A 19,015-nucleotide genomic window follows, 5' to 3' on the forward strand; every position below is an offset into this window, starting at 1 on the left:
GACAGCTATCTGGCCGGCCTGCACCTACGCGGGGCCGTCCTGTGGATCCAAAGCCTCCGGCCAGCCTAAAGATCCGAACTCCGTTCAGGCTCTAGGAGGCCGGATGGAGGTGTGTGCGCCTGGAGACGCGCTGCGGGCCGTCCTCCTGCAACGCGGACTCGACCATGTCCTCAACGTGCGTCCGACGCTTGCCGAAGCAGTGCGCGACCTACGGCCCGTGCTGCGTGCATTCTCTCCTGACGACGAGCCGACCGCCTGAGTCCCGGCCGTTGACCGCCAAGCTCGCGAAACGCTTGACGAGGAGCCTTCGGACGACCACGACCGGGGACCTTGGCTCAACCATCGTGCTTCAGCGCCGCCGCCAGGATGTACAACAGACACCATGGACACGCGTGACGTTTCCGCTCAGGTGACGGGCGATGATCTCGCGGCGGTCACCTCGGCCGTCCTCACCGGATCTCGGCTGCTGGTGGCCATCGCCGCCAGTTCCCTCGCCGCGGTGCAGGACCGGGTGACCTTGCCGCAGTTCCGCATGCTGGTCGTGCTGTCGGGGCACGGGCAGGCCAAGCTCGTCACGCTGGCCGAACTACTCGGCGTCAACAGTTCGACCGCGATGCGGATGGCCGACCGGCTCATGGTCGCGGGCCTCATCGTCAAGGAGGTCAACCCGCACAACCGCCGCGAGAGCCTGATGCGGCTCACCCCGGAGGGTCGTCGCATCGTCGACGAGGTTACCGCGCGCCGCCACAAGGAGATCGCCGCGATCGTCAGCCGCATGACGCCCGAGCAGTGCCAGGCGCTCATCTCGGCCATGACCGCCTTCAACGAGGCCGGCGGCGAGCCTCCCGCGCACCCGCAGTACCCCTTGGGCTGGCCTGACGCCTGACCTCACCTCTACGGCACCTGCTCTTCCCGCAGGCCAAGTGCGCCGGTATCGCTCCCGCGGCTCAGTCTCCTCAGTAAGGCAACGACGGCACGGCTGCCGGCCCTTTGCGGCAGTGAGAAGGCGAAGGGCGCCATTGGCCAGCACGAAGTTACCTATCTGGCCCAGCTCGCACCTCATCCGCCATACGTGCCAGTCGAGAGGCGGGGTTACCGGGCACAGGTGCCGAACACATCGTTGGCCGGTTGCACGACCAAAACCCAGAGCAGCAGCGCGCTGACGGTCAGGAGTCCAGACCTCAGCACAGGTCCGAATCGGTTCGTCCTGCGCTCGGCGATGGCCAACGGGACGGTGACGACGACGGTCGGCAGTTCCACCACGCCGCCCGCATACGACGGATGAGGATAGGCGGCCTCATCGAGCGTACGTACATGAGCGTGTCGTAACCCAGTTCGACCGGCATCGCCAGGAGACGCACGAGAGTCAACCCCGAAGTGAGCGCGACCAGCGCGATCGCGGCACTCCACAGCAAGCGCGTCAGCGCAGACACCGCCACGCCGTCATCCTGCGCCTATGCGCCAGCTCAGCGAGCGCGTCCTCGATGGACGCGCGCCCTTCCAGGGCGCTGTCGGCCAGTACGGGCGGCATGCCGTCACCCGTGACGATCATGCGTCCGCCGGACACCTTGGCATGGCGGTCGGCCGCCGGCAGGATGTCGCGACCGTACAAGTCGGCCACCACGAGACCTGCCAGATCCACGACGAGGAGCGTCGGGATCGCGGTGGCGAGGCGAGCACGTCATGCGACTGCTCCTTCTGATCGACATGACTCGACAGCGCCGACCAGACTTTCCGGCTCACCTCGTCCAGGTCACCAGTTCTCTTGTCTTGTGCAATGATCCGGTGTGTAAGGATGCTCGCTTGGATGTCCCCGCCGATCGCGACGACGGCACGGTAAGACTCAGGCACGCCGAGCTGCCGCAGGACTGCCATGTTGGTCGTGTCCGCGGTGGCGATGTGAGTGATCTCCCCGGCCAGCACCTCGGTGCCGCGCCGGGTCAGTTCGAGGGCCAGCGAGCTGCCGAACCGTCCCAGACCGATCACCACGACCGGATCGCGGTTCTTGTCAGCCAACGATGACCCTCTCTTCGGGCAGCTGGTAGTTGCGGACGCGGTCCTTCAGCGCGAGGGCGGAGCCGAGGGTGAGCGGGCCGGTCCTGCCGATGAACATGAGCAGCGTCAGCAGTACCTGCCCGGCCGGGGTGACGTCCGCGGTGATGCCGGTCGACAGGCCGGCGGTGCCGAAGGCCGAGACGACCTCGAACAACACCCGGTCCAGGCTGTGCGGCGTCAACGCCAGCAACACGTACGTCGACACCGCGACCAGCGCGATGCTGACGAGGCTGATCGAGACGGCCTGACGCTGGGCCGCTTCCGTGAGGCGGCGATGACCGACGTGGACCTCGCGCTCGCCGCGCATCTCCGCCCAGATGACGAAGGCCAGCAGGCCGAAGGTGGTGACCTTGATGCCGCCCGCGGTGCCGGCGCTGCCGCCGCCGATGAACATCAGCAGGTCGGTGGCCAGCCAGCTGGTGGGGTACATCGCGGCGAGGTCGAGACTGTTGAAGCCCGCGGTACGCGGCATGACCGCGGTGAAGAACCCGGCCAGCAGCTTGCCCGAGTCGTCGAGCGCGCCGAGCGTCCTCGGGTTGCGCCATTCGGTGGCCAGGAACACCAGCGTGCCGCCGGCCAGCAGGACCACGGTGACGCCGACGGTGATCCTGGTCAGCACCGACCAGCGTCCGGGCCTGCGCCAGCTGCGCAGCAGCTCGAACGCCACCGGGAAGCCGAGCCCGCCCACGATCACGGCGATCGCGATGGTCAGGCAGATCCACGGGTCGGTGACGTAGCGCATCAGGCTGTCGGGCCACAGAGCGAACCCGGCGTTGTTGAACGCCGAGATCGCGTGGAAGACGCCCAGGTAGAGGGCGCGGCCGAACGGCTCGCCGTAGCCGAGCAGGAACCGGCCGGTCAGGACCAGCGCCGCGACGGCCTCGCAGACCAGGCTGAAGACCACCACCTTGCGGACCACGTGCCGGACGTCGGTCATGTGCAGGGTCTTGGTCTCGGCCTGCGCGAACATCCTGGCGCGAAGGCCGAGGCGTCCGGTCACCAGGACGGTGAACAGCGTGGCCAGGGTCATGATGCCCAGCCCGCCGACCTGGATCAGTCCGGCGATCACCCACTCCCCGAAGGCCGACCAGTGGGTGGCGGTGTCCACGACCACCAGACCGGTCACACACACCGCGGACGTCGCGGTGAACAAGGCTGTCAGCCAGCCCGCCGACTCGCCCGACTCGGTGGCGATCGGCGAGGCGAGCAGGGCGGTGCCGATCAGGGCCACGGCGGCGAACCCGGTGACGATCACCTGGGCCGGGTGCTGGAAGCGGCCCAGGAGTCCGTACGACCGTCTCACGGGGTCTGGTCGCGTTTGCGCAGCCGTCCGAACCAGGCGGGGACGTCGTGCTCGTCGTCGAAGCCGCGGGCCACCACGATGTCGGTGGAGGAGTGGAGCAGGATCGAGGCCACGATGGTGACGGCGACGATCTGGAACACCTGCTGCGCGGCGGCGATCCCGGAGGCGAGCACGAGCAGCCCGTACACCACCGAGGCGAACCCCTTCGGGCCGAACCAGGCCACCGCCGCCTGCTCGCGCACCGTCAGCCCGGAACGCAGGAACGACAGCCAGATCGCCACCGGCCGCGCCACCACCAGCGCCAGGATCGCGAACAGCCATCCCTGCCAGCCCACCGAGCCCAGCAGCGACGGCGTGATGAGCGCCCCGAACACCAGCAGCGCCGCCAGCTTGAAGATCTCCGCGATGAGCTCGCCGAAGTGCTCGAACGATTCCCGCTGCCGCTGCCCGAAGGTCGCCACCGTGATCCCGGCCGAGAACGCGGCCAGGAACAGGTTGCCGTGCGTGGCCTTGCCCACGGCCAGCACCAGCAGCCCGATGGCCAGGGCGTTGAGCGGCTCGTAGGCGGTGGAGGCGGCGAACCAGCGGGTCTGCTCCAGCTTGATCGCCGCCCACGGGATCGCCACGCCGATGAGCACGCCCAGGCCGAGCTCCAGCCCCAGCGCGCCGAGGTGCAGGTCGGCCGAGCCCGACGCGATCGCCAGGAACAGGATGACGAACGGCAGCGCGAGCCCGTCGTTGACGCCGGACTCGACGTTGAGCAGCTGCCGCAGCCGTGGCGGCACCTTCTCGTTGCCGACCAGGGCGGCGGCGAACACGGGGTCGGTCGGGGCCAGGATCGCGCCGATCAGCAGCGACTCGACCCAGCCCAGCCCGAGCAGGTAGTGCGCGCCGGCGGCGGTGATGACGAGGGTGAGCGGCAGGCCCCAGCCGAGTGCCCGTCCCGGCAGCCGCCAGGCGCTGCGCAGCTCGGCCCAGCCCACCCGCATGCCGTCGGTGAACAGCACCGCGAACAGGGCCAGCTCGGCCAGCGTGGCCACCAGGTCGTCGCCGGGCCTGAGCGATACGACGCCGAGCACGCCGTCGCCGAGCACGAACCCGGCCACCAGGAACAGCGCCGCCGTGGACAGGACGGTGCGGTGGGCCAGGCTGGACAGCAGCACCGCCAGCAGCAGCAGGCCCGCGAACGCGGTCAGCAGGGCGCCCGTCACGCGGGCCGCGCAGAAGTGATCATGGAAAGGGGCTCCGGTCGTCGTCGTACACGTTGCCGACCAGACTTCCCGGCGCACCGGCGATTACCTTAACAGCGGCGTTGGCGACGCGCACATACGAGTTCTTGACGGCGGCATCGCGCAGCAGACCACCGGGACCAGACACGACACCGTCTTGTTCGATGGCTTCCCGATCCGGGGTCCTGACCGCAGGTGAGAGGAGGCGCCGGCGCCACGACGAAGCGTCTGGAAGACGCTGCCGCTGATCGACCGGCGGCTGCCTGTCCTGTGCGCGCCGGCTGTGATCGGGCAGGTCCTGATACCTTGTGTGCAGGTGCGCCGGGAAGTCTGGTCGGCAGGTCCTTGTCCCGTTGACACAAAGGATGTGCTGGTGCGCGCCCGAGACCTGCTTGCCGACTTCCCCGTGGTCGCGCTCGATTCCCCGGTGATCGACGCGGCCCGCCTGCTCGCCGACCAGGATCTGCCAGGCCTCATCGTCGTCGGAGACGGCGGCACACCGTTCACGATCCTCCCCGGTACCCAGGTGTTGCGCCTGGCGGTGCCCGGCTACTGCATGGAGGATCCCGCGCTGGCCCGGGTGGTGGACGAGGCCCATGCCGACGCGTTCCTGCGCGGACTGGACGGCCGCACCGTGCGCGAGGCGCTGCCGGAGCGGCCGCGCGAGCTGCCGGTCACCGATCCCGACGCCACCGTGCTGGAGCTCGCCTCCTTGATGGCACGCACCCGCAGCCCGCTGGTGGCGGTGGTGGACGACGGGCGGTTGCTGGGCGCGGTGACGCTGCAGGCGCTGCTGGACCGGGTGCTCCCCGCGTGAGCGTGCTCGCCTGGGTGAGCGTGGCGGCGTTCCTGGCCGCCTACGCGCTGATCGCCACCGAGAAGGTCCACCGGGTCGCTGCGGCGCTGGGCGGCGCCGGGATCATGCTCCTGATCCACGCCACCAATGCCAAGGCCGCGTTCTTCTCCGAGCACACCGGCATCGACTGGAACGTCATCTTCCTGCTGCTCGGCATGATGGTCATCGTCGGAGTGCTCAAGGAGACCGGCGTCTTCGAGTACCTGGCGATCTGGGCCGCCAAACGCGCCCGTGGCCGGCCGTTCCGGCTGATGGTGCTGCTGGTGCTGATCACCGCGGTGGCCTCGGCGCTGCTGGACAACGTCACCACGGTGCTGCTGATCGCGCCCGTGACGTTCCTGGTGTGCGAGCGGCTGGCGGTCAGCCCGGTGCCGTTCCTGATCGCCGAGGCGATGGCGTCCAACATCGGCGGGGCGGCCACGCTGGTCGGCGATCCGCCCAACATCATCATCGCCAGCCGCGGCGGCCTGACCTTCAACGACTTCCTCGTCCACATGGCGCCGATGATCATCGTCTTGATGGTGGTGTTCGTCGCCTTGTGCTGGCTGCTGTTCGGCCGGTCGTTCCGCTACGACCCCGAGCGCGCCGGACAGGTCATGGCGCTGGACGAGCGTGAGGCGATCGCCGACCGGCGGCTGCTGTGGCAGTCGCTGGCCGTGCTGGCCCTGGTGATGGCCGCGTTCGTGCTGCACCCGGTGCTGCACTACGAGCCGTCGGTGGTCGCGCTGCTCGGCGCCGGCGTGCTGGTGGCCGCCACCAAGGTACGCACCGAGCAGGCCATCGCCGAGGTGGAATGGCCGACGCTGGTGTTCTTCGCCGGACTGTTCGTCATGGTCGGCGCGCTGGTCGAGACCGGCGTCATCGGACAGCTGTCGCAGGCCGCGGTCGCGGCCACCGCCGGTCGGCCCGAGCTGACCACCATGGGGCTGCTGGGCGGTTCGGCGGTGGTGTCGGCCATCGTGGACAACATCCCCTACGTCGCCACGATGAGCCCGATCGTGGAACAACTGGTGCAGGCCGAAGGCGGCAACGGGCCCGGGCAGGTGCTGTGGTGGGCGCTGGCCTTCGGCGCCGACCTCGGCGGCAACGCCACCGCCGTCGGCGCCGCCGCCAACGTCGTGGTGCTGGGCATCGCCGCCCGCAACGGCACCCCGATCAGCTTCTGGCAGTTCACCAAGTACGGCCTGATCGTCACCGGCGTCACCGTCACCCTGGTGGCGCCCTATCTGTGGCTGCGCTACCTGATGTGACGGGGCCGCGGTCTCGTCCGTCTGCCTCGTCACCCAGGAGAAAGCCCCCATGTCCAACACCGACTTTGCCCGTCCCGAGGCCGAGGACTTCTCCATCAGAGTCCGCAACCAGGGCGCCGTCCTGCTGATCCAGCTGGGCGGCCCCCTGTCCGGCGCGTCCGTGGACATCGTGCGGATGTACGTCAACAGTGCTCTGGTCACGCATTCGCCTCCCGAGATCGTTCTGGATGTCGAGGCGCTCACGTACTGTGACCAGGCCGGTTACGGGATCATGCATGCGGCTGCCGATCGGGCTCGCACTCTCGGCGGTCGCCTGATCATCACGGGAGGCTCCCGCGTGCTCCCCGACGATCCTGACGACCTGGACAGGCTCCCCACCATCAGTCGGGCTCTTCACGAACTCGGCCACTCTCGTACGCACGAACACGGCGACACGTGAGGCGGCCAACAAGACGGCTGCCCGCGAGGCCCGGGCTCAGAGTCACCGTCGCCTGACCAAGAATCGTCATCGCCTGGCTGGCCTGCGGGGGTTCGGCCACGCTGCTCTGGCCGACGATGATTGTGGTAGGCGCGGGGCTGGCCCTGCTCGCATGGGTCATCCGCCATGCCCGTGACAGCAACGGTGACGGCCCCTTCTGGCCGAGGCGGCCGGCCGACTCCTCCATCGATCAACGGCTGCTCTGGACAGGACGGTCCTTCGAGAGCAGTATTTATTTTACGATACCGACTCGTAAATAAAAGGTGGGGCGATGGACACCGATGTCCTCGTGGTCGGAGCCGGTCCCGTGGGCCTGGCGCTGGCCTGTGCGCTGCTGCAACATGGCCTGACCGTACGAGTGGTCGACAAGGCCGCCCGGCCGGCCACCACCTCGCGGGCGAACTTCGTACACGCCCGCGGTTCCGAGGTCCTCGACCGCCTGGACGCCTTGGGCGACCTGCCACAGGAGTCGGTGCGGGCCATGACGATCACCACCTACGCCGGCAACCGCCCCATGATGAAGATCCGGTTCGGCGACCCCGGCCTGGGCACTGCCGCACCCCCGATGGTGATCTCCCAGGCCCGCGTCGAGGCGACGCTGCGCGAGCGGCTGGCAGAGCTGGGCGGCCGACCGGAGTGGGGATCGGCGCTGGTCGAAGTGGAACAGGACGCCGACGGAGTCACCGCGACGCTCGGCGACGGCCGTACCGTCCGCGCGAGCTGGCTGGTGGGCTGCGACGGCACCGGCAGCACCGTGCGCAAGCTGGCCGGCATCGGCTTCCCCGGTGTCAAGATCAGCGAACGCTTCCTGCTCGTCGACGGACGCCTCGACGGCGATCCACCGCTCGGCCGATCGGGCACCAGCGGCTGGGCGCACCCCGACGGCGTGCTGGGCGCCATGCCGATGCCGGGCGATCAGTGGCGGCTGCTCGCCTACGACGCCACCTTCCGCGACGACAAGCCCAGCCAGGAGGAGATCGCCGACCGCATGCGGCGCATCCTGCCCGCCCGCACCGGCCTGACCGGTCTGCGCCTGCACGATGTCACCTGGGCGTCGTTGTTCAGCGTGCACCGCAGGCTCGCCGACACCTACCGCGCCGGGCGCATCCTGCTGGCAGGGGACGCCGCGCATGTGCACGCCCCCTTCGGTGGGCAGGGCATGCTGACCGGGCTCGGCGACGCCGAGAACCTTGCCTGGAAGCTCGCCCTGGTCACCCGCGGTCTGGCCGCGGAGCGGCTGCTCGACACCTATCAGGCCGAACGCCGCCCGCTGGCGACCGCGGTGTTGCGCGGCAGCAGCGCGGCCACCAAGGTCAACATCGCCGGCAGTCCGTTCGGCCGGTTCTTGCGGGACCAGGTGCTGATGCGGGTGTTCAGCCGGCCGTGGATTCAGCGGTGGACCACGTACACGACCTCCCAGCTGTGGGTGAGCTATCGGCGTGGCCCACTGGGCGGCCGGGGCGGCAAGCCACGCCCCGGCGACCGCGTCGGCGACCTGACGTGCGAGCGCCTCGACGGCAGCCGTACCCGCTTGCACGCCGAGCTGCGCGGCACGTGGGCCGTGCTGGGCGATGACACCGAGGACCACTTCGAGGTGGCGCGGCGGCGGCTCGGCGACCGGGTCGTCCGGCTCCGCACCGCCGGGCCGACCCTGCTCGTCCGCCCGGACGGGCATCTGGCCTGCAAGGGCAGCCCCGCCGACCTCGCTCACTGGCTGGGCGGAGCGCTGGGATGACCGCCACCCGAGGGCGAGGCCGCCCGCGTGACCCCGAGACCGACGCCTCCATCTTGTCCGCCGCGCTGGAGCTGTTCGTCGAGCGCGGCGTCGAGGGCACCAGCATCGAACAGGTCGCCAAGCGCGCCGGGGTGGGGAAACTGACCGTCTACCGCCGCTGGAGCAGCAAGGAAGAGCTGCTCGCCCAGGCCATCGAGCAGTGGGTGAGCGCTGAGGTGACCCCTTCTGCGGCCGACGTCTACGCCCTGCCGCCGCAGGCCGTCGTCGAACGCGTTCTGCCCGCGGCGGCCGAGATGGCCGCCAGCCCCGGCTTCCGCGCGCTGGTCGCCCGCATCATGGGATCAGCGGTGAGCCATCCCGCGCTGATGGAGATCTACTGGAAGCACTACATCCTTCCCCGTCGTGAACTGGCCGCCGCGATGCTCCGCCGCGCCCAGCAGGACGGGATGGTAGCCGCCGACGCCGACCTGGACGTGCTCATCGACATGATGGCCGGCGCGGTGACCTACCGCGTGCTGCAGCCGGACCCGCCGGACGCCACCGAGATGCTGCGCTACCTCACGGCCGTCTACCGCCAGGCCGGCCTCTGCCCGCCCGCGGCAGACGGCTGAGCGGCACCTGCCCGGGGATCGCGCTCTGACTGGCTCACGGCGCCTGGCCGATCCCCAGATTGATGTCCTCAACGCGTTGCCAGCCGCCGGATGTTCAGGATGTCGGCTATGTGCGCTTATGGCCCGTCGATGGATCGCCCTCCCGGCAACGCAGCAGGAGCATCGCCGCATCGTCGTGCAACGGCCCGTCGACATGCGCGATGAGATCAAGGCGCAGCTTCTCCAACGCCTCCTCCGGATCGTCACCCACCAGCAGGAACATCCGTTCGGCCAGCGGATAGAACCGGCCTGACGGATCCCTGGCCTCGATGACACCGTCGGTGTAGAGCAGGATCTGATCCCCGGGTTGGAAGGAGATCTGATACGGCTGCGGCGCCTCCACCTGCAGCACCGACAGGCCCAACGGCGGGGCGTGCGTCTCCGGCTCGGCCGCCACGACGGTCCCGTCGGCGTGCAGCAGCAGCGGGCCGGGATGGCCGTAGTTGAGGAGCGTCAGCATGCCGCCGGCATCGGCCTCGATGAGGATCGCGGTCACGAACTCCTCCCCGGACAGCCGCCGGTTGAGTGCTCTCTCCAGCCGCGCGCTGACCGAGAGCAGATCGGCTTCATCGTGGGCGGCCTCGCGGAAGGCGCCGAGCACGGTCGCGGCGCTCTCCACCGCCTCCAGCCCCTTGCCCTGCACATCCCCGACGATCACGCGGACACCGGTGGGCCCTGTCACAACCTCGTACAGGTCACCGCCGATCCTGGCCTCGGCGTTGGCTGAGGTGTAGGAAACCGCGGCACGCAGGTGCCCGGCGCGGCGCGGCACCGGCCGCAACAACACCCGCTGCGCCACCTCCGCGACGGATCGCACCTCGGCCAGTTCCCGCTCGCGTCGCTGACGCCCGATCGCCGCCAGGGCGCTGGCCGCCGTCACCCCGGTGATGGACACGAGGCTCAGGGCGCTTTGCCGCGTTCCGATCAGCCCGTCGTACAAGCCGAGCAGCAGCGACAGCACCAGGGCCAGCAGGCCGATGGCCAGCGTCCGCCGGACACCGCCGGCCAGGCTCGCGAACGTCGGCCCCAGCGCGAGCAGGGACAGATACCCGTACTCCGGACCGGCCAGAAGATCTACGGCCGACACGACGCCCATCATGACGAACGGCCACGCCGCCATCAGAGGTTGCGCGAGCCGAGCCGTGCTTGCCCGCCACGCCCGAAGGCGCTTCCTCACGCGGTCCTCCAGGGGTCGACAGCATCACCTGCCGACCAGACTTCCCGGCGCACCGCGGCCACTGTAACAAGGCGCCGCACTCCCCGACAGTCCACCAGCTGGAGCTGCGCGGTGCGGGCGGCAGCAACGACGTGAGTTCATCAGTGGGGTGCAGCCATGGGCCGCCTCCCATCGCAGCGGTTAGCCTGCCGACTTGGAAGCGTGCCCCCTCCCTTTCACCTCTCGGCTGGGGCGACAGGAAGCGAGAATCAGCCGTCGCCAGCCAGATTGCTCCGAGCGATCGTCCATCAGGTGGGCCGGGTGAGCCTCCAGATCGTAGCGTCGGCCGGTCGGACTGCTGACCGGCCGGCGCAGATCCCAGATGGCAAGGCTGAGCAGGTGTTCCTGATCAGGACAAGGATTCGAGGATGGTGACCGCGCGGTCGAGGCCGTTCTCTGCTCGTATGCGCTTTCCGAGGTCCTGGGCGGCGGTCGCCATCCTCGGGTCGGTGGCGGCCAGGCGGATTGCGACGGCCAGGGCGTCGGCGGTGAGCCGGCGCTGGGGCTGGGGCGGCACGGCGACCCTCGCCGCGTGCGCGCGGGCGGCCCAGAACGGCTGGTCGGCGACGAACGGGCAGATCACCTGCGGCCGTCCGGCGAGCAGGGCGGCGGCGGTGGTGCCGCTGCCGCCGTGGTGCACGACCGCAGCCATCCGGGGCAGCAGCCAGTCGTGCGGGGCCTGGTCCAGCAGATGTACGTCGGCGGGCAGGTCGTCGGCCTGGATGCCGCCCCAGCCGGAGGCGAGTACGGCCCGTACCCCGGCCATGCGAACGGCTTCGGTGACGATGCGGCCGAGCCGCTGCGGGTCGGTGCCGGCCATGCTGCCGAACCCGACGTACACCGGTGGCGGCCCGCCGGCCAGGAACGCGGCCAGGTCCGGCGAGGGCGTCCAGTTCGGCGGGGCGGGCAGGAACCAGAAGCCGGTGGTGTGCACCCAGGCGGGGTAGTCCAGTTCGCGGGGCAGCAGGTGGCGGCTGAAGCCATGCAGGACGGTCGCCGGACGACCGTCGGGGCGCCGTAGGATGTCGTGCCGGCCGCGCCGCCGGGGCAGGTCGAGTCGTCCGCGCAGGTCGTCGGTGATGCCGGCGAAGGAGCGCAGCATCAGCTTTATAGGCAGGTAGGAGGCCCGGTTCAGGGCGTTGGGCAAGGGAAGCGGCAGCATCGGGTTGCGGAAGGCGGCGGTGGGCACCCACACCGGCTGCAGCGCCGCGAGGACGGCGGGCACGCCGAGCCGTTCGGCCACGTGCCCGCCCGGCATGCTGGGCGCGTGCACAACCAGGTCGGCGCCTTGCTCAGCCACCTCCGTCATGCTGGCGAAGACCTCGGCCATGAGCGGCTTGCTGCGGCGCATCACCTGCAGGGCGACCTTCTTGCCGCGCAGGCCGCGGTAGTTGGTCTCGACGGCCTGGCGGATGTCCGGGTCGTCGGTGAGTGTGTTCGGGCCGTCGTGCAGGGGCGCGTAGGCGATGCCGTGCGGCTCCGCCAGGCTCGCCATCGCCGAGGGGGCCGCCAGGACCGCCTGGTGGCCGGCCCGGTCGAGGGCGAGCGCGAGGGCGGCGTACGGCTGGACGTCGCCGCGCGTGCCGTGGGTGAGGATGAGGACCTTCATCGGCGCTCCTTGTCCGAAAGGTGGACTTCTTCGCTCGCCGACCAGGCTTCCCGGCACACCGTCGCCCCGCGGTGCGGGCCGAATGCCGACAACATAGCCTAATTTCAGAAATTTCTGAACTCTCGCAATTCTGAGTAGGCTCCTCCGTGGGAGGTGGCTGGTTTGAGCGAGCACGAGCGATGGCAGGCGGCCGAACGGCTGGCGCTGGCGCTGACCGAAGGCGGCCTGCAGCGCATGTCGGCGCGGGCCCTGGCGGTGTTCCTGTTCACCGGTGCGCAAACAGTCACCATGGGCGAGATCGGCGACCGGCTCGGCGCCAGTGCGGGCTCGGTGTCCGGCGCGGTCAAGTCCCTGCTGTCCACCGGCCTGATCGAACGCCTGCCCGCGCCCGGCAGTCGCCGCGAGCACTACCGGCTGCGCGAGGACGCCTGGCCCACGCTGTTCTCCACACAGAACACCGTCGTGCAAGTCATGCTGCGGGCCGCCGAGGACGGCATCGCCGCCACCGCATCCGGCGACCCCGCCCACGAACGGCTGAGGCAGATGCACGATTTCTACGAATTCCTGCTCGGCGAACTACCCGGCCTGCTGCATCGCTGGCGGGAGCGGAACCCGTCCGGCTGATCTCACGTCTTCCCCCCGCCGCACGAGCCCTGTCCGGAGCGGGCCGTCAGGCGTAACCTGAACCCAGGTGAGCCGGGAAGCCTGGTCGGCACGTCCAGTCCGCATCGAGACAGGGATGTGCCCATGCGCCCCCGAGACGCCGTCTCACCAGACACGACGCGCCGCACCACGGCGACCCCAGGCATCGAGATCACCCACCTGAGCAAGCGCTTTCGCGATGTGACGGCGGTCGACGACATCAGCCTGCGAGTAGAACAAGGGGAAATCTACGCGCTGCTGGGCCTCAACGGCGCCGGCAAGACGACCCTGATCCGCATGCTGCTGGCCATGATCGCGCCCACCGCCGGAACCGTGAGTGTCCTGGGTGCCGACGTGTCCGCCGGTGACCGCTCCGCGTGGGCGCGGGTGGGCTACCTGGTGGAGGCTGCCGCCGCCTACCCCGAGCTCACCGTACGCGAGAACCTGACCGTGGTACGCCGCCTCCGCCGCCTGCCCGGCAGCGCCGACGACATCATCGAACGCCTCGCGCTCACCCCCTACGCCGACCGCCGCGCCCGCACCCTCTCGCTCGGCAACCTCCAGCGCCTGGCCCTGGCCAGAGCCCTCATCCACGCCCCCGACCTGCTCATCCTCGACGAACCCGGCAACGCCCTCGACCCCGCCGGCGTCGCCGAGATCCGCGCCCTGCTCGCCGACCTGGCCCGCCGGCACGGCACCACCGTGCTGCTGTCCAGCCACCTGCTGGCCGAGGTCGCCCGCCTGGCCACCCGCATCGGCATCCTGCACCACGGCCGCCTGCTCGGCGAACACGACGCCGACCGACTGGACCGTCACCGCCGCCGCCACCTGCGCCTGGCCACCCGTGACGACCAAGCCGCCCGAGCACTGCTCCGCGCACACGGCTACCGTCCCGAACCCGCCACGCCGACCGGTCTGCTGCTCGCCGACCCGCGTGCCTTGGCCGAGCCGGAACAGGTCGCCGCCGTCCTGGTGCACGGCGGGGTGCCGCCCACCGAGCTCCACCTGGAGGAAGAGGACCTGGAGGCGTTCTTCCTGCGCACGGTGGCGCCAGAGGGAGGAAGCGAACATGCGTGAGGCACTGTGGGCGGAATTTCTGAAGGTACGGCGCAGCCGCCTGCCCTGGATCACCGCGCTGGCCTTCACCATCGCCGCGCTGGTGTGCGGGATGTTCATGTTCATCCTGGCCGACCCCGCCCGCGCCCGGGCGTTCGGCCTGCTCGGCGGCAAGGCCCAACTGTCGGGCGCCACCGCCGACTGGCCAGGCTACCTCGCCCTGCTCGCCCAAGCCGTAGCGGTCGGCGGCCTTGGCATTTACGGACTGATCACCATCTGGCTGTTCGGCCGCGAGTTCAGCGACCGCACCGCCACCGACCTGCTCGCCCTTCCCACCCCCCGAACCGCCGTCGTGGCCGCCAAGTTCACCGTCGCCGCCATCTGGGCGCTGCTGCTGGCCCTGCTGCTCGCCGGGCTGGGCCTGCTGATCGGCGCGGTGCTCGCCCTTCCCGGCTGGTCGACGCCGATCGTGGCCGCCGGGGTCGCACACCTCGTGGCTGCGGCGGGGCTGGCCGCGCTGACCACCACGCCGCTGGCCCTGGCCGCCAGCGCCGGACGCGGCTACCTCGCCGCCGTCGGCGTGCTGTTCGGCATCATCTTCGCCGCCCAGATCATCGCCGCGCTCGGCTACGGCGCCGTCTTCCCCTGGTCGGTGCCCGGCCTGTTCGCCGGCCTCGCCGGGACCGGCCAGGATCCGCCAGGTCTGCCGGGCCTACTGCTGGTGGTGCTCACCGGAGTGGCAGGCGCTACAGCGACCGCCGCCTGGTGGAACCGGGCCGACCACACTCGCTGACCGAGCCTGCCGCCCTCTGGACTCGACGGGCCTTCGGGAGCAGTCTCCAGCCTCGCCGAGCCAGATCGGTCCGGCGACGACCAAGATGTCGCTGGCCGGCATCCGCTGGTAGACGTCTGGCCACCGCGTCGCTCGGCCACCCGTGTGCGGCATGTCCGGCCCTACGTCGGTGGCCGGGCACGACCTGCTGGACCCGCACGTGCGTTCTTTGGCGCGGAACCTACTCGGTCCAGACGGCCTGGGCTCCGCTGTGGCCCGCCCGTACGATCGCGACAGTTCCTCCCACGCCGCCGATCAGGGCCAGGATCGCCAGGACGATCACCGCGGCGGCGTGCCACCGCGGTCGCGGGCCGGTGCTTTGGAAGATCGAGCGCGTGCGGTGGATGAATCGGGTGGCCAGGGAGAGGCCCAGCGCGGCGAGCCAGAGCACGATGACGAACGGCAGCACTTGCTCGCCCTGCTCCTCGTGGGCTTCGATGAGTTCGTTCTCCCCGACGGTGTGGGCCAGCGTCTCGCCGCTGGTGATCGACAGTGGCACGGCGACCAGTGCGATGGTGGCGACGAACAGCACCGCCGGCCACAGGCGGCGCGCCGCGGCGGGCCAGAAGGCCATCAAGATGGTGCCGAGCGCCGCGAGCGGCAGGCACACGACGGCGGCGTGCACGACCAGCGGGTGCAGGGGCAGGCCGAAGAACATGTCCGTCTCCTGTCTGGCGCGACGCCGGAGGCCGGATCGCGGGCTGGCAACGGCGCCGATGGCCGCGGGCGGTGCCGGCGGCCATGGCGTCTGGCATGGGTCGGAGGTGGGTCAGCTTTCCGTGGAGTTCTGCTTGGGTAGCTGGTCCAGGGCCTGCTGGAAGGCGCGGGCGTGGCCGGCTTCGTCCTCGGCGTTGTTGGCGAAGCGTTCGGCCGCCCGGGTGTCGCCCGCGGCCTCGGCGCGCTTGGCGAAGTCCGGGTACATGGTCCGGGACTCGTACTGTTCGCCGGTGATGGCCTTGGTCAGGTTGGCGTGCGTGCTGCCGACCAGCCCGGCCAGCTTGGCCTCTCCGGCGAAGTGCTCGTGGAGTTCGACGTCGGAGGTGCCGCGGAACAGCTCGGCCACGGCCGGGTTCTTGGCGTGCTCGGCGTACTGCCGGTATTTGGCGTAGGCGAGTGCCTCGCCGTGCATGGCCTCGTCCAGGTCGGTTTTGGTCTGCCGGGCGTGGACCTCGGGCTTCCCCTGCGGTACCTGGACCGTGTCGGCCTTCGGCGGTTTGGGCACGGTGCCCTGGCCGGATTCGACGGCGCTCAGTGCGGTGCCGAACGCTCGCGCGTGTTTGCGTTCGTCGCGGGCGGCCTCGGAGAAGCGGGCGGCGGCGCGGTCGTCGCCGTCGGCCTTGGCCTGGCGGGCGAAGCCGGGATACATCTGCCGCGACTCGTAGGTCTCCCCGGCCACCGCGGCCCGCAGGTTCTCGGCGTCGCCGCCGACCAGGCCGCTCAGTTCGGCGGCCTCCCTGAAGTGTTCGCCCAGTTCGACGTCGGCGGTGCGCTCGAACAGGCGGGCCACCGCGGGCAGGTTCTCCCTCTGGGCCTGGGCTGCGTACAGGCGGTAGGTGGCGTTGGCGTACGCCTCACCGCGCATCGACTGCTGGAGATCCTTCTGGGTCTGTGGGCTGGGTGGGTCCGGCGGCGTGGCGGAAGCGGCGAGCGCGCCCCCGACGGGCGTGCTCAGTGCGATGGTGAACGCGCCCGTGACGAGGGCGCGTGCGGACAAGGCGATCATGGAGACCTCCCCGCGTGGTGCGGATGCCTGCGGCCATCACCAGAGGACTTACCTGCTCACGGTGGTGGATAACGGTCCTTCCGGCAAAGCGGGGTGAAGCGTGCGGGCCGAACGCAAAAGTTGGTTCAAGCGCGGGACCATGCACGTCCAGGAGGGGGGTACGTCAGCATTTGGCCCTCGGGCAGGACGGTCATCCCTTGAGCCTTCCCATGGGCCAGGTCGCCGGCTGCGGGGCCGGTCGGTCGATCTCGCCTGATCTCCGTTCTGGCCTACTCGCGGCCCGCTAGGCCAGAGCCGAGACGGATGCCGGTGCCTGGCGCCGTGGTAGCGCTGAGGCGTGAGTGGCCGGCCCGTCCACGCCTTCGTCGCATCGGGGGGCACGAAATTCCTGCCTCTGATCACCGCTGTCTCACTCATGACCCGACGGCCACCACGGCGATGCCCGGTGCCCGGTCGGCCAGAGCGCTGTGACAGCTCTCAAACCGGGCACGGGCACCACCTGTGCTCATTGCACGCCGACGACCCGGTGCGTGCCATTCGCCGCGACACCGAGCGAGCACTTCTTGATCAGCCCGCGCCAGTCACTCTGCCTCGTCACCACCCCGCCCGGGAGGGGCCTCTCGGATGAATCTTCGCTGCCGGGCCTGGCAACTTGCCGGGGCGTCGCTTGGATGAGTCGTCTCTGGGAGACTGAAAAGGTGCTCCCAGGGGCATGTCCGGCTCCCTGAACCCCGATGGGCGTGACGATCACGAGTGTGGAACTGGAGCTGAGCTCTTCCGTCTTCGCCAACCTGAGCATGGTGCGTGACGTAGTGCGCATGGTCGGCTGGAACGGACGTGAGCACGCGGATGGTGGCCGACCGGGCGTGCGCCGGGGACCGAGGCGGGGGACCGCACTGCTGTGCGCCGCCGTTGACGGCCTGGTGCTGCCGCACCACCTCGACCCCAGCTGCGCCTGGCCGCCCTGGCCGAGTTGCTGAAGGCGATGGTGCAAGGCATGTATTCCGATGCGTGCCCTTATGTGTGGTGCCGGAGAGCTACAAGCTCTAGCGGTTCTCGGATGGAGGAACGACAGTGCGAACAGTGATCTGCGGGGCGGGCATCAGCGGCCTTGCCCTGGCGCACCAGCTCGCCGCCCCGGGGGGCGAGGTCGTGGTGGTCGAGCGGGCCTCCGGGCCTCGCCCCCAGGGATACATGATCGACTTCTTCGGTCCGGGGCTGGAGGCGGTCGAGGCCATGGGGCTGCTGCCCGCGTTCGAACGGGTGGCCTATCACTATGACGAGGGGCATCTCGTCGATCGTGACGGCCACCCCCGCGCCACGCTCCGGACCAAGAGCTTCTCGCGAGGCATGCTCATGAGCCTCCTCCGCCCGGACATCGAGGCGGTACTGCGGGAGAGCCTTCCGCCCGAGGTCGAGCTGCGCTATGGCGCGGCCCTGACCGGCGTGGCCAACCGCGCCGGCGGCGTGACGGTGACCCTCCAGGACGGCACTGTTCTGGACGCCGATCTGCTCGTGGGCGCCGACGGGATCCATTCGACCGTCCGCCGGCTGGTCTTCGGGCCGGAGAAGCGCTACCTACGCTACCTGGGCCTGCACACGGCGGCGTTCACCTTCGACGCGCCGGACGTGCATGCTGCCACAAGGCACGCGTTCTGCCTCACCGACTCGGTCGACCGGCAGATGGCCTTCTACGCTCTGCGTGACGGCCGTGTTGCCGCGTTCGCGGTTCACCGTAGCACCGACCCCACGCTCCCGGACGATCCGCGGGAGGCGATCCAGCGGGCCTACACCGGCCTCGGCTGGGTGACGCCACGTGCGCTGGAGCAGTGCCCGCCGGCTGGGGAGATTTACTACGACCAGGTCGCGCAGATCGAGCTTCCCGAGTGGAGCGTCGGCCGCGTCGTCCTGCTGGGAGATGCCGCCTACGCCGTGTCGCTGATCGCCGGGCAGGGCGCGTCGCTCGGCATCGCCGGTGCCTTCCTGCTCGGCGAGAGGGTGGCGCACGTACCGACCATCGAGCGGGCCACCGCCGACTTCGAGCGCCTGTGGCGGCCCGTGGTCGAGGACAAGCAACGCAACGCCCGGTCGATGGCCCGCTGGTTCCTGCCCTCCTCGCCGATGGATCTGCGCGTCCGGCGCATCATGCTCGGCTTCACCCGAGTGCCCTTCGTCTCCGGCTACGTGACGTCCATCCTCGCCGGCAAGGACATCAAGCTCGCCGATGTCATGCGCCAGGCGTCCGGCACCCCGACCAAACCGGTGGTCGCGTAGCGCCGCCGGGCGGTTCATGACCTTTCCCGTCTTCCGGTTCTTGCTTGGCGTCCGAACTCTGCCTGCCGGGTGACGGTCCCAGGAATCCGCCTGCATTGTGTCGCTGC

18 protein-coding genes are annotated in these 19,015 nt (G+C 70.1%); 10 read left to right on the plus strand and 8 right to left on the minus strand.

Annotated elements, in window-relative coordinates; genetic code table 11:
- Positions 1-382: 382 nt before the first annotated feature.
- Positions 383-886, plus strand: a complete 504-nt coding sequence (locus tag AB0J46_RS49265) for a MarR family transcriptional regulator (RefSeq protein WP_364343530.1) — start codon at positions 383-385, stop codon at positions 884-886.
- A 534-nt stretch (positions 887-1,420) separates the two neighbouring features.
- On the opposite strand, the gene AB0J46_RS49270 is transcribed toward AB0J46_RS49265, so the two are convergent.
- The 4 genes from AB0J46_RS49270 to AB0J46_RS49285 are packed head-to-tail and all read right to left on the minus strand — an operon-like array spanning position 1,421 to position 4,569.
- Entirely contained in the window at positions 1,421-1,552 is a 132-nt protein-coding gene (locus tag AB0J46_RS49270) for a hypothetical protein (protein ID WP_364343533.1), read from the minus strand.
- On the minus strand, positions 1,549-2,016 hold the full coding sequence (locus AB0J46_RS49275) for an NAD-binding protein (protein WP_364343536.1): 468 nt from the start codon (positions 2,014-2,016) through the stop codon (positions 1,549-1,551). The genes AB0J46_RS49270 and AB0J46_RS49275 overlap by 4 nt, the downstream gene beginning before the upstream one ends.
- On the minus strand, positions 2,009-3,358 hold the full coding sequence (locus AB0J46_RS49280; RefSeq protein ID WP_364343539.1) for a potassium transporter TrkG: 1,350 nt from the start codon (positions 3,356-3,358) through the stop codon (positions 2,009-2,011). Before AB0J46_RS49280 ends, AB0J46_RS49275 begins: the two co-directional genes overlap by 8 nt.
- The gene (locus tag AB0J46_RS49285) at positions 3,355-4,569 is read right to left on the minus strand and encodes a cation:proton antiporter (RefSeq protein ID WP_364343542.1); all 1,215 of its coding nucleotides are present in this window, start codon (positions 4,567-4,569) and stop codon (positions 3,355-3,357) included. Before AB0J46_RS49285 ends, AB0J46_RS49280 begins: the two co-directional genes overlap by 4 nt.
- 391 nt (positions 4,570-4,960) lie before the next feature.
- Between AB0J46_RS49285 and AB0J46_RS49290 the strand changes: the two genes are divergently transcribed.
- The 5 genes from AB0J46_RS49290 to AB0J46_RS49310 all read left to right on the plus strand — a co-directional run bounded on the left by AB0J46_RS49290 (position 4,961) and on the right by AB0J46_RS49310 (position 9,517).
- Positions 4,961-5,404 (plus strand): CBS domain-containing protein, encoded by a 444-nt coding sequence (locus AB0J46_RS49290; protein ID WP_364343545.1) that lies wholly within the window; start codon positions 4,961-4,963, stop codon positions 5,402-5,404.
- Positions 5,401-6,693, plus strand: a complete 1,293-nt coding sequence (locus AB0J46_RS49295) for an ArsB/NhaD family transporter (protein ID WP_364343548.1) — start codon at positions 5,401-5,403, stop codon at positions 6,691-6,693. The genes AB0J46_RS49290 and AB0J46_RS49295 overlap by 4 nt, the downstream gene beginning before the upstream one ends.
- 49 nt (positions 6,694-6,742) lie before the next feature.
- Positions 6,743-7,132, plus strand: coding sequence for an STAS domain-containing protein (locus AB0J46_RS49300; RefSeq protein ID WP_364343551.1), 390 nt, complete (start codon positions 6,743-6,745; stop codon positions 7,130-7,132).
- 310 nt (positions 7,133-7,442) lie between these two features.
- Positions 7,443-8,906: an FAD-dependent oxidoreductase gene (locus AB0J46_RS49305; protein ID WP_364343554.1), complete on the plus strand. Its 1,464-nt coding sequence runs from the start codon at positions 7,443-7,445 to the stop codon at positions 8,904-8,906.
- Entirely contained in the window at positions 8,903-9,517 is a 615-nt protein-coding gene (locus AB0J46_RS49310) for a TetR/AcrR family transcriptional regulator (protein WP_364343557.1), read from the plus strand. The genes AB0J46_RS49305 and AB0J46_RS49310 overlap by 4 nt, the downstream gene beginning before the upstream one ends.
- Positions 9,518-9,623: 106 nt before the next feature.
- Here AB0J46_RS49310 and AB0J46_RS49315 read toward each other — a convergent pair whose 3' ends face one another.
- Both AB0J46_RS49315 and AB0J46_RS49320 read right to left on the minus strand, forming a co-directional pair.
- A complete protein-coding gene (locus AB0J46_RS49315; protein ID WP_364343560.1) occupies positions 9,624-10,733 on the minus strand; it encodes a PP2C family protein-serine/threonine phosphatase in 1,110 nt (369 codons plus the stop codon).
- A gap of 388 nt (positions 10,734-11,121) precedes the next feature.
- Positions 11,122-12,381 carry a glycosyltransferase gene (locus AB0J46_RS49320; RefSeq protein ID WP_364343563.1) on the minus strand — a complete coding sequence of 420 codons (1,260 nt, stop codon included), beginning with the start codon at positions 12,379-12,381 and terminating at the stop codon, positions 11,122-11,124.
- A gap of 162 nt (positions 12,382-12,543) precedes the next feature.
- Here AB0J46_RS49320 and AB0J46_RS49325 point away from each other — a divergent pair, with 162 nt between their 5' ends.
- The 3 genes from AB0J46_RS49325 to AB0J46_RS49335 all read left to right on the plus strand — a co-directional run bounded on the left by AB0J46_RS49325 (position 12,544) and on the right by AB0J46_RS49335 (position 14,872).
- The gene (locus AB0J46_RS49325; protein ID WP_364343566.1) at positions 12,544-13,005 is read left to right on the plus strand and encodes a helix-turn-helix domain-containing protein; all 462 of its coding nucleotides are present in this window, start codon (positions 12,544-12,546) and stop codon (positions 13,003-13,005) included.
- Positions 13,006-13,128: 123 nt separating this feature from the next.
- The gene (locus tag AB0J46_RS49330) at positions 13,129-14,100 is read left to right on the plus strand and encodes an ABC transporter ATP-binding protein (RefSeq protein ID WP_364343569.1); all 972 of its coding nucleotides are present in this window, start codon (positions 13,129-13,131) and stop codon (positions 14,098-14,100) included.
- Positions 14,093-14,872, plus strand: coding sequence for an ABC transporter permease (locus tag AB0J46_RS49335; RefSeq protein WP_364343572.1), 780 nt, complete (start codon positions 14,093-14,095; stop codon positions 14,870-14,872). Before AB0J46_RS49330 ends, AB0J46_RS49335 begins: the two co-directional genes overlap by 8 nt.
- Before the next feature lie 220 nt (positions 14,873-15,092).
- Here AB0J46_RS49335 and AB0J46_RS49340 read toward each other — a convergent pair whose 3' ends face one another.
- Complete coding sequence (locus tag AB0J46_RS49340; protein WP_364343575.1) at positions 15,093-15,569, minus strand: hypothetical protein; 477 nt, start codon at positions 15,567-15,569, stop codon at positions 15,093-15,095.
- Positions 15,570-15,680: 111 nt separating this feature from the next.
- The gene (locus AB0J46_RS49345) at positions 15,681-16,634 is read right to left on the minus strand and encodes a ferritin family protein (protein ID WP_364343578.1); all 954 of its coding nucleotides are present in this window, start codon (positions 16,632-16,634) and stop codon (positions 15,681-15,683) included.
- A gap of 1,074 nt (positions 16,635-17,708) precedes the next feature.
- On the opposite strand from AB0J46_RS49345, the gene AB0J46_RS49350 reads away from it, so the two are divergent.
- Positions 17,709-18,908, plus strand: coding sequence for an FAD-dependent monooxygenase (locus AB0J46_RS49350; protein ID WP_364343581.1), 1,200 nt, complete (start codon positions 17,709-17,711; stop codon positions 18,906-18,908).
- Positions 18,909-19,015 lie beyond the last annotated feature (107 nt).

The organism is Nonomuraea sp. NPDC049758, assembly GCF_040674635.1.
In the GTDB taxonomy this organism is placed as follows: Bacteria; Actinomycetota; Actinomycetes; order Streptosporangiales; family Streptosporangiaceae; genus Nonomuraea.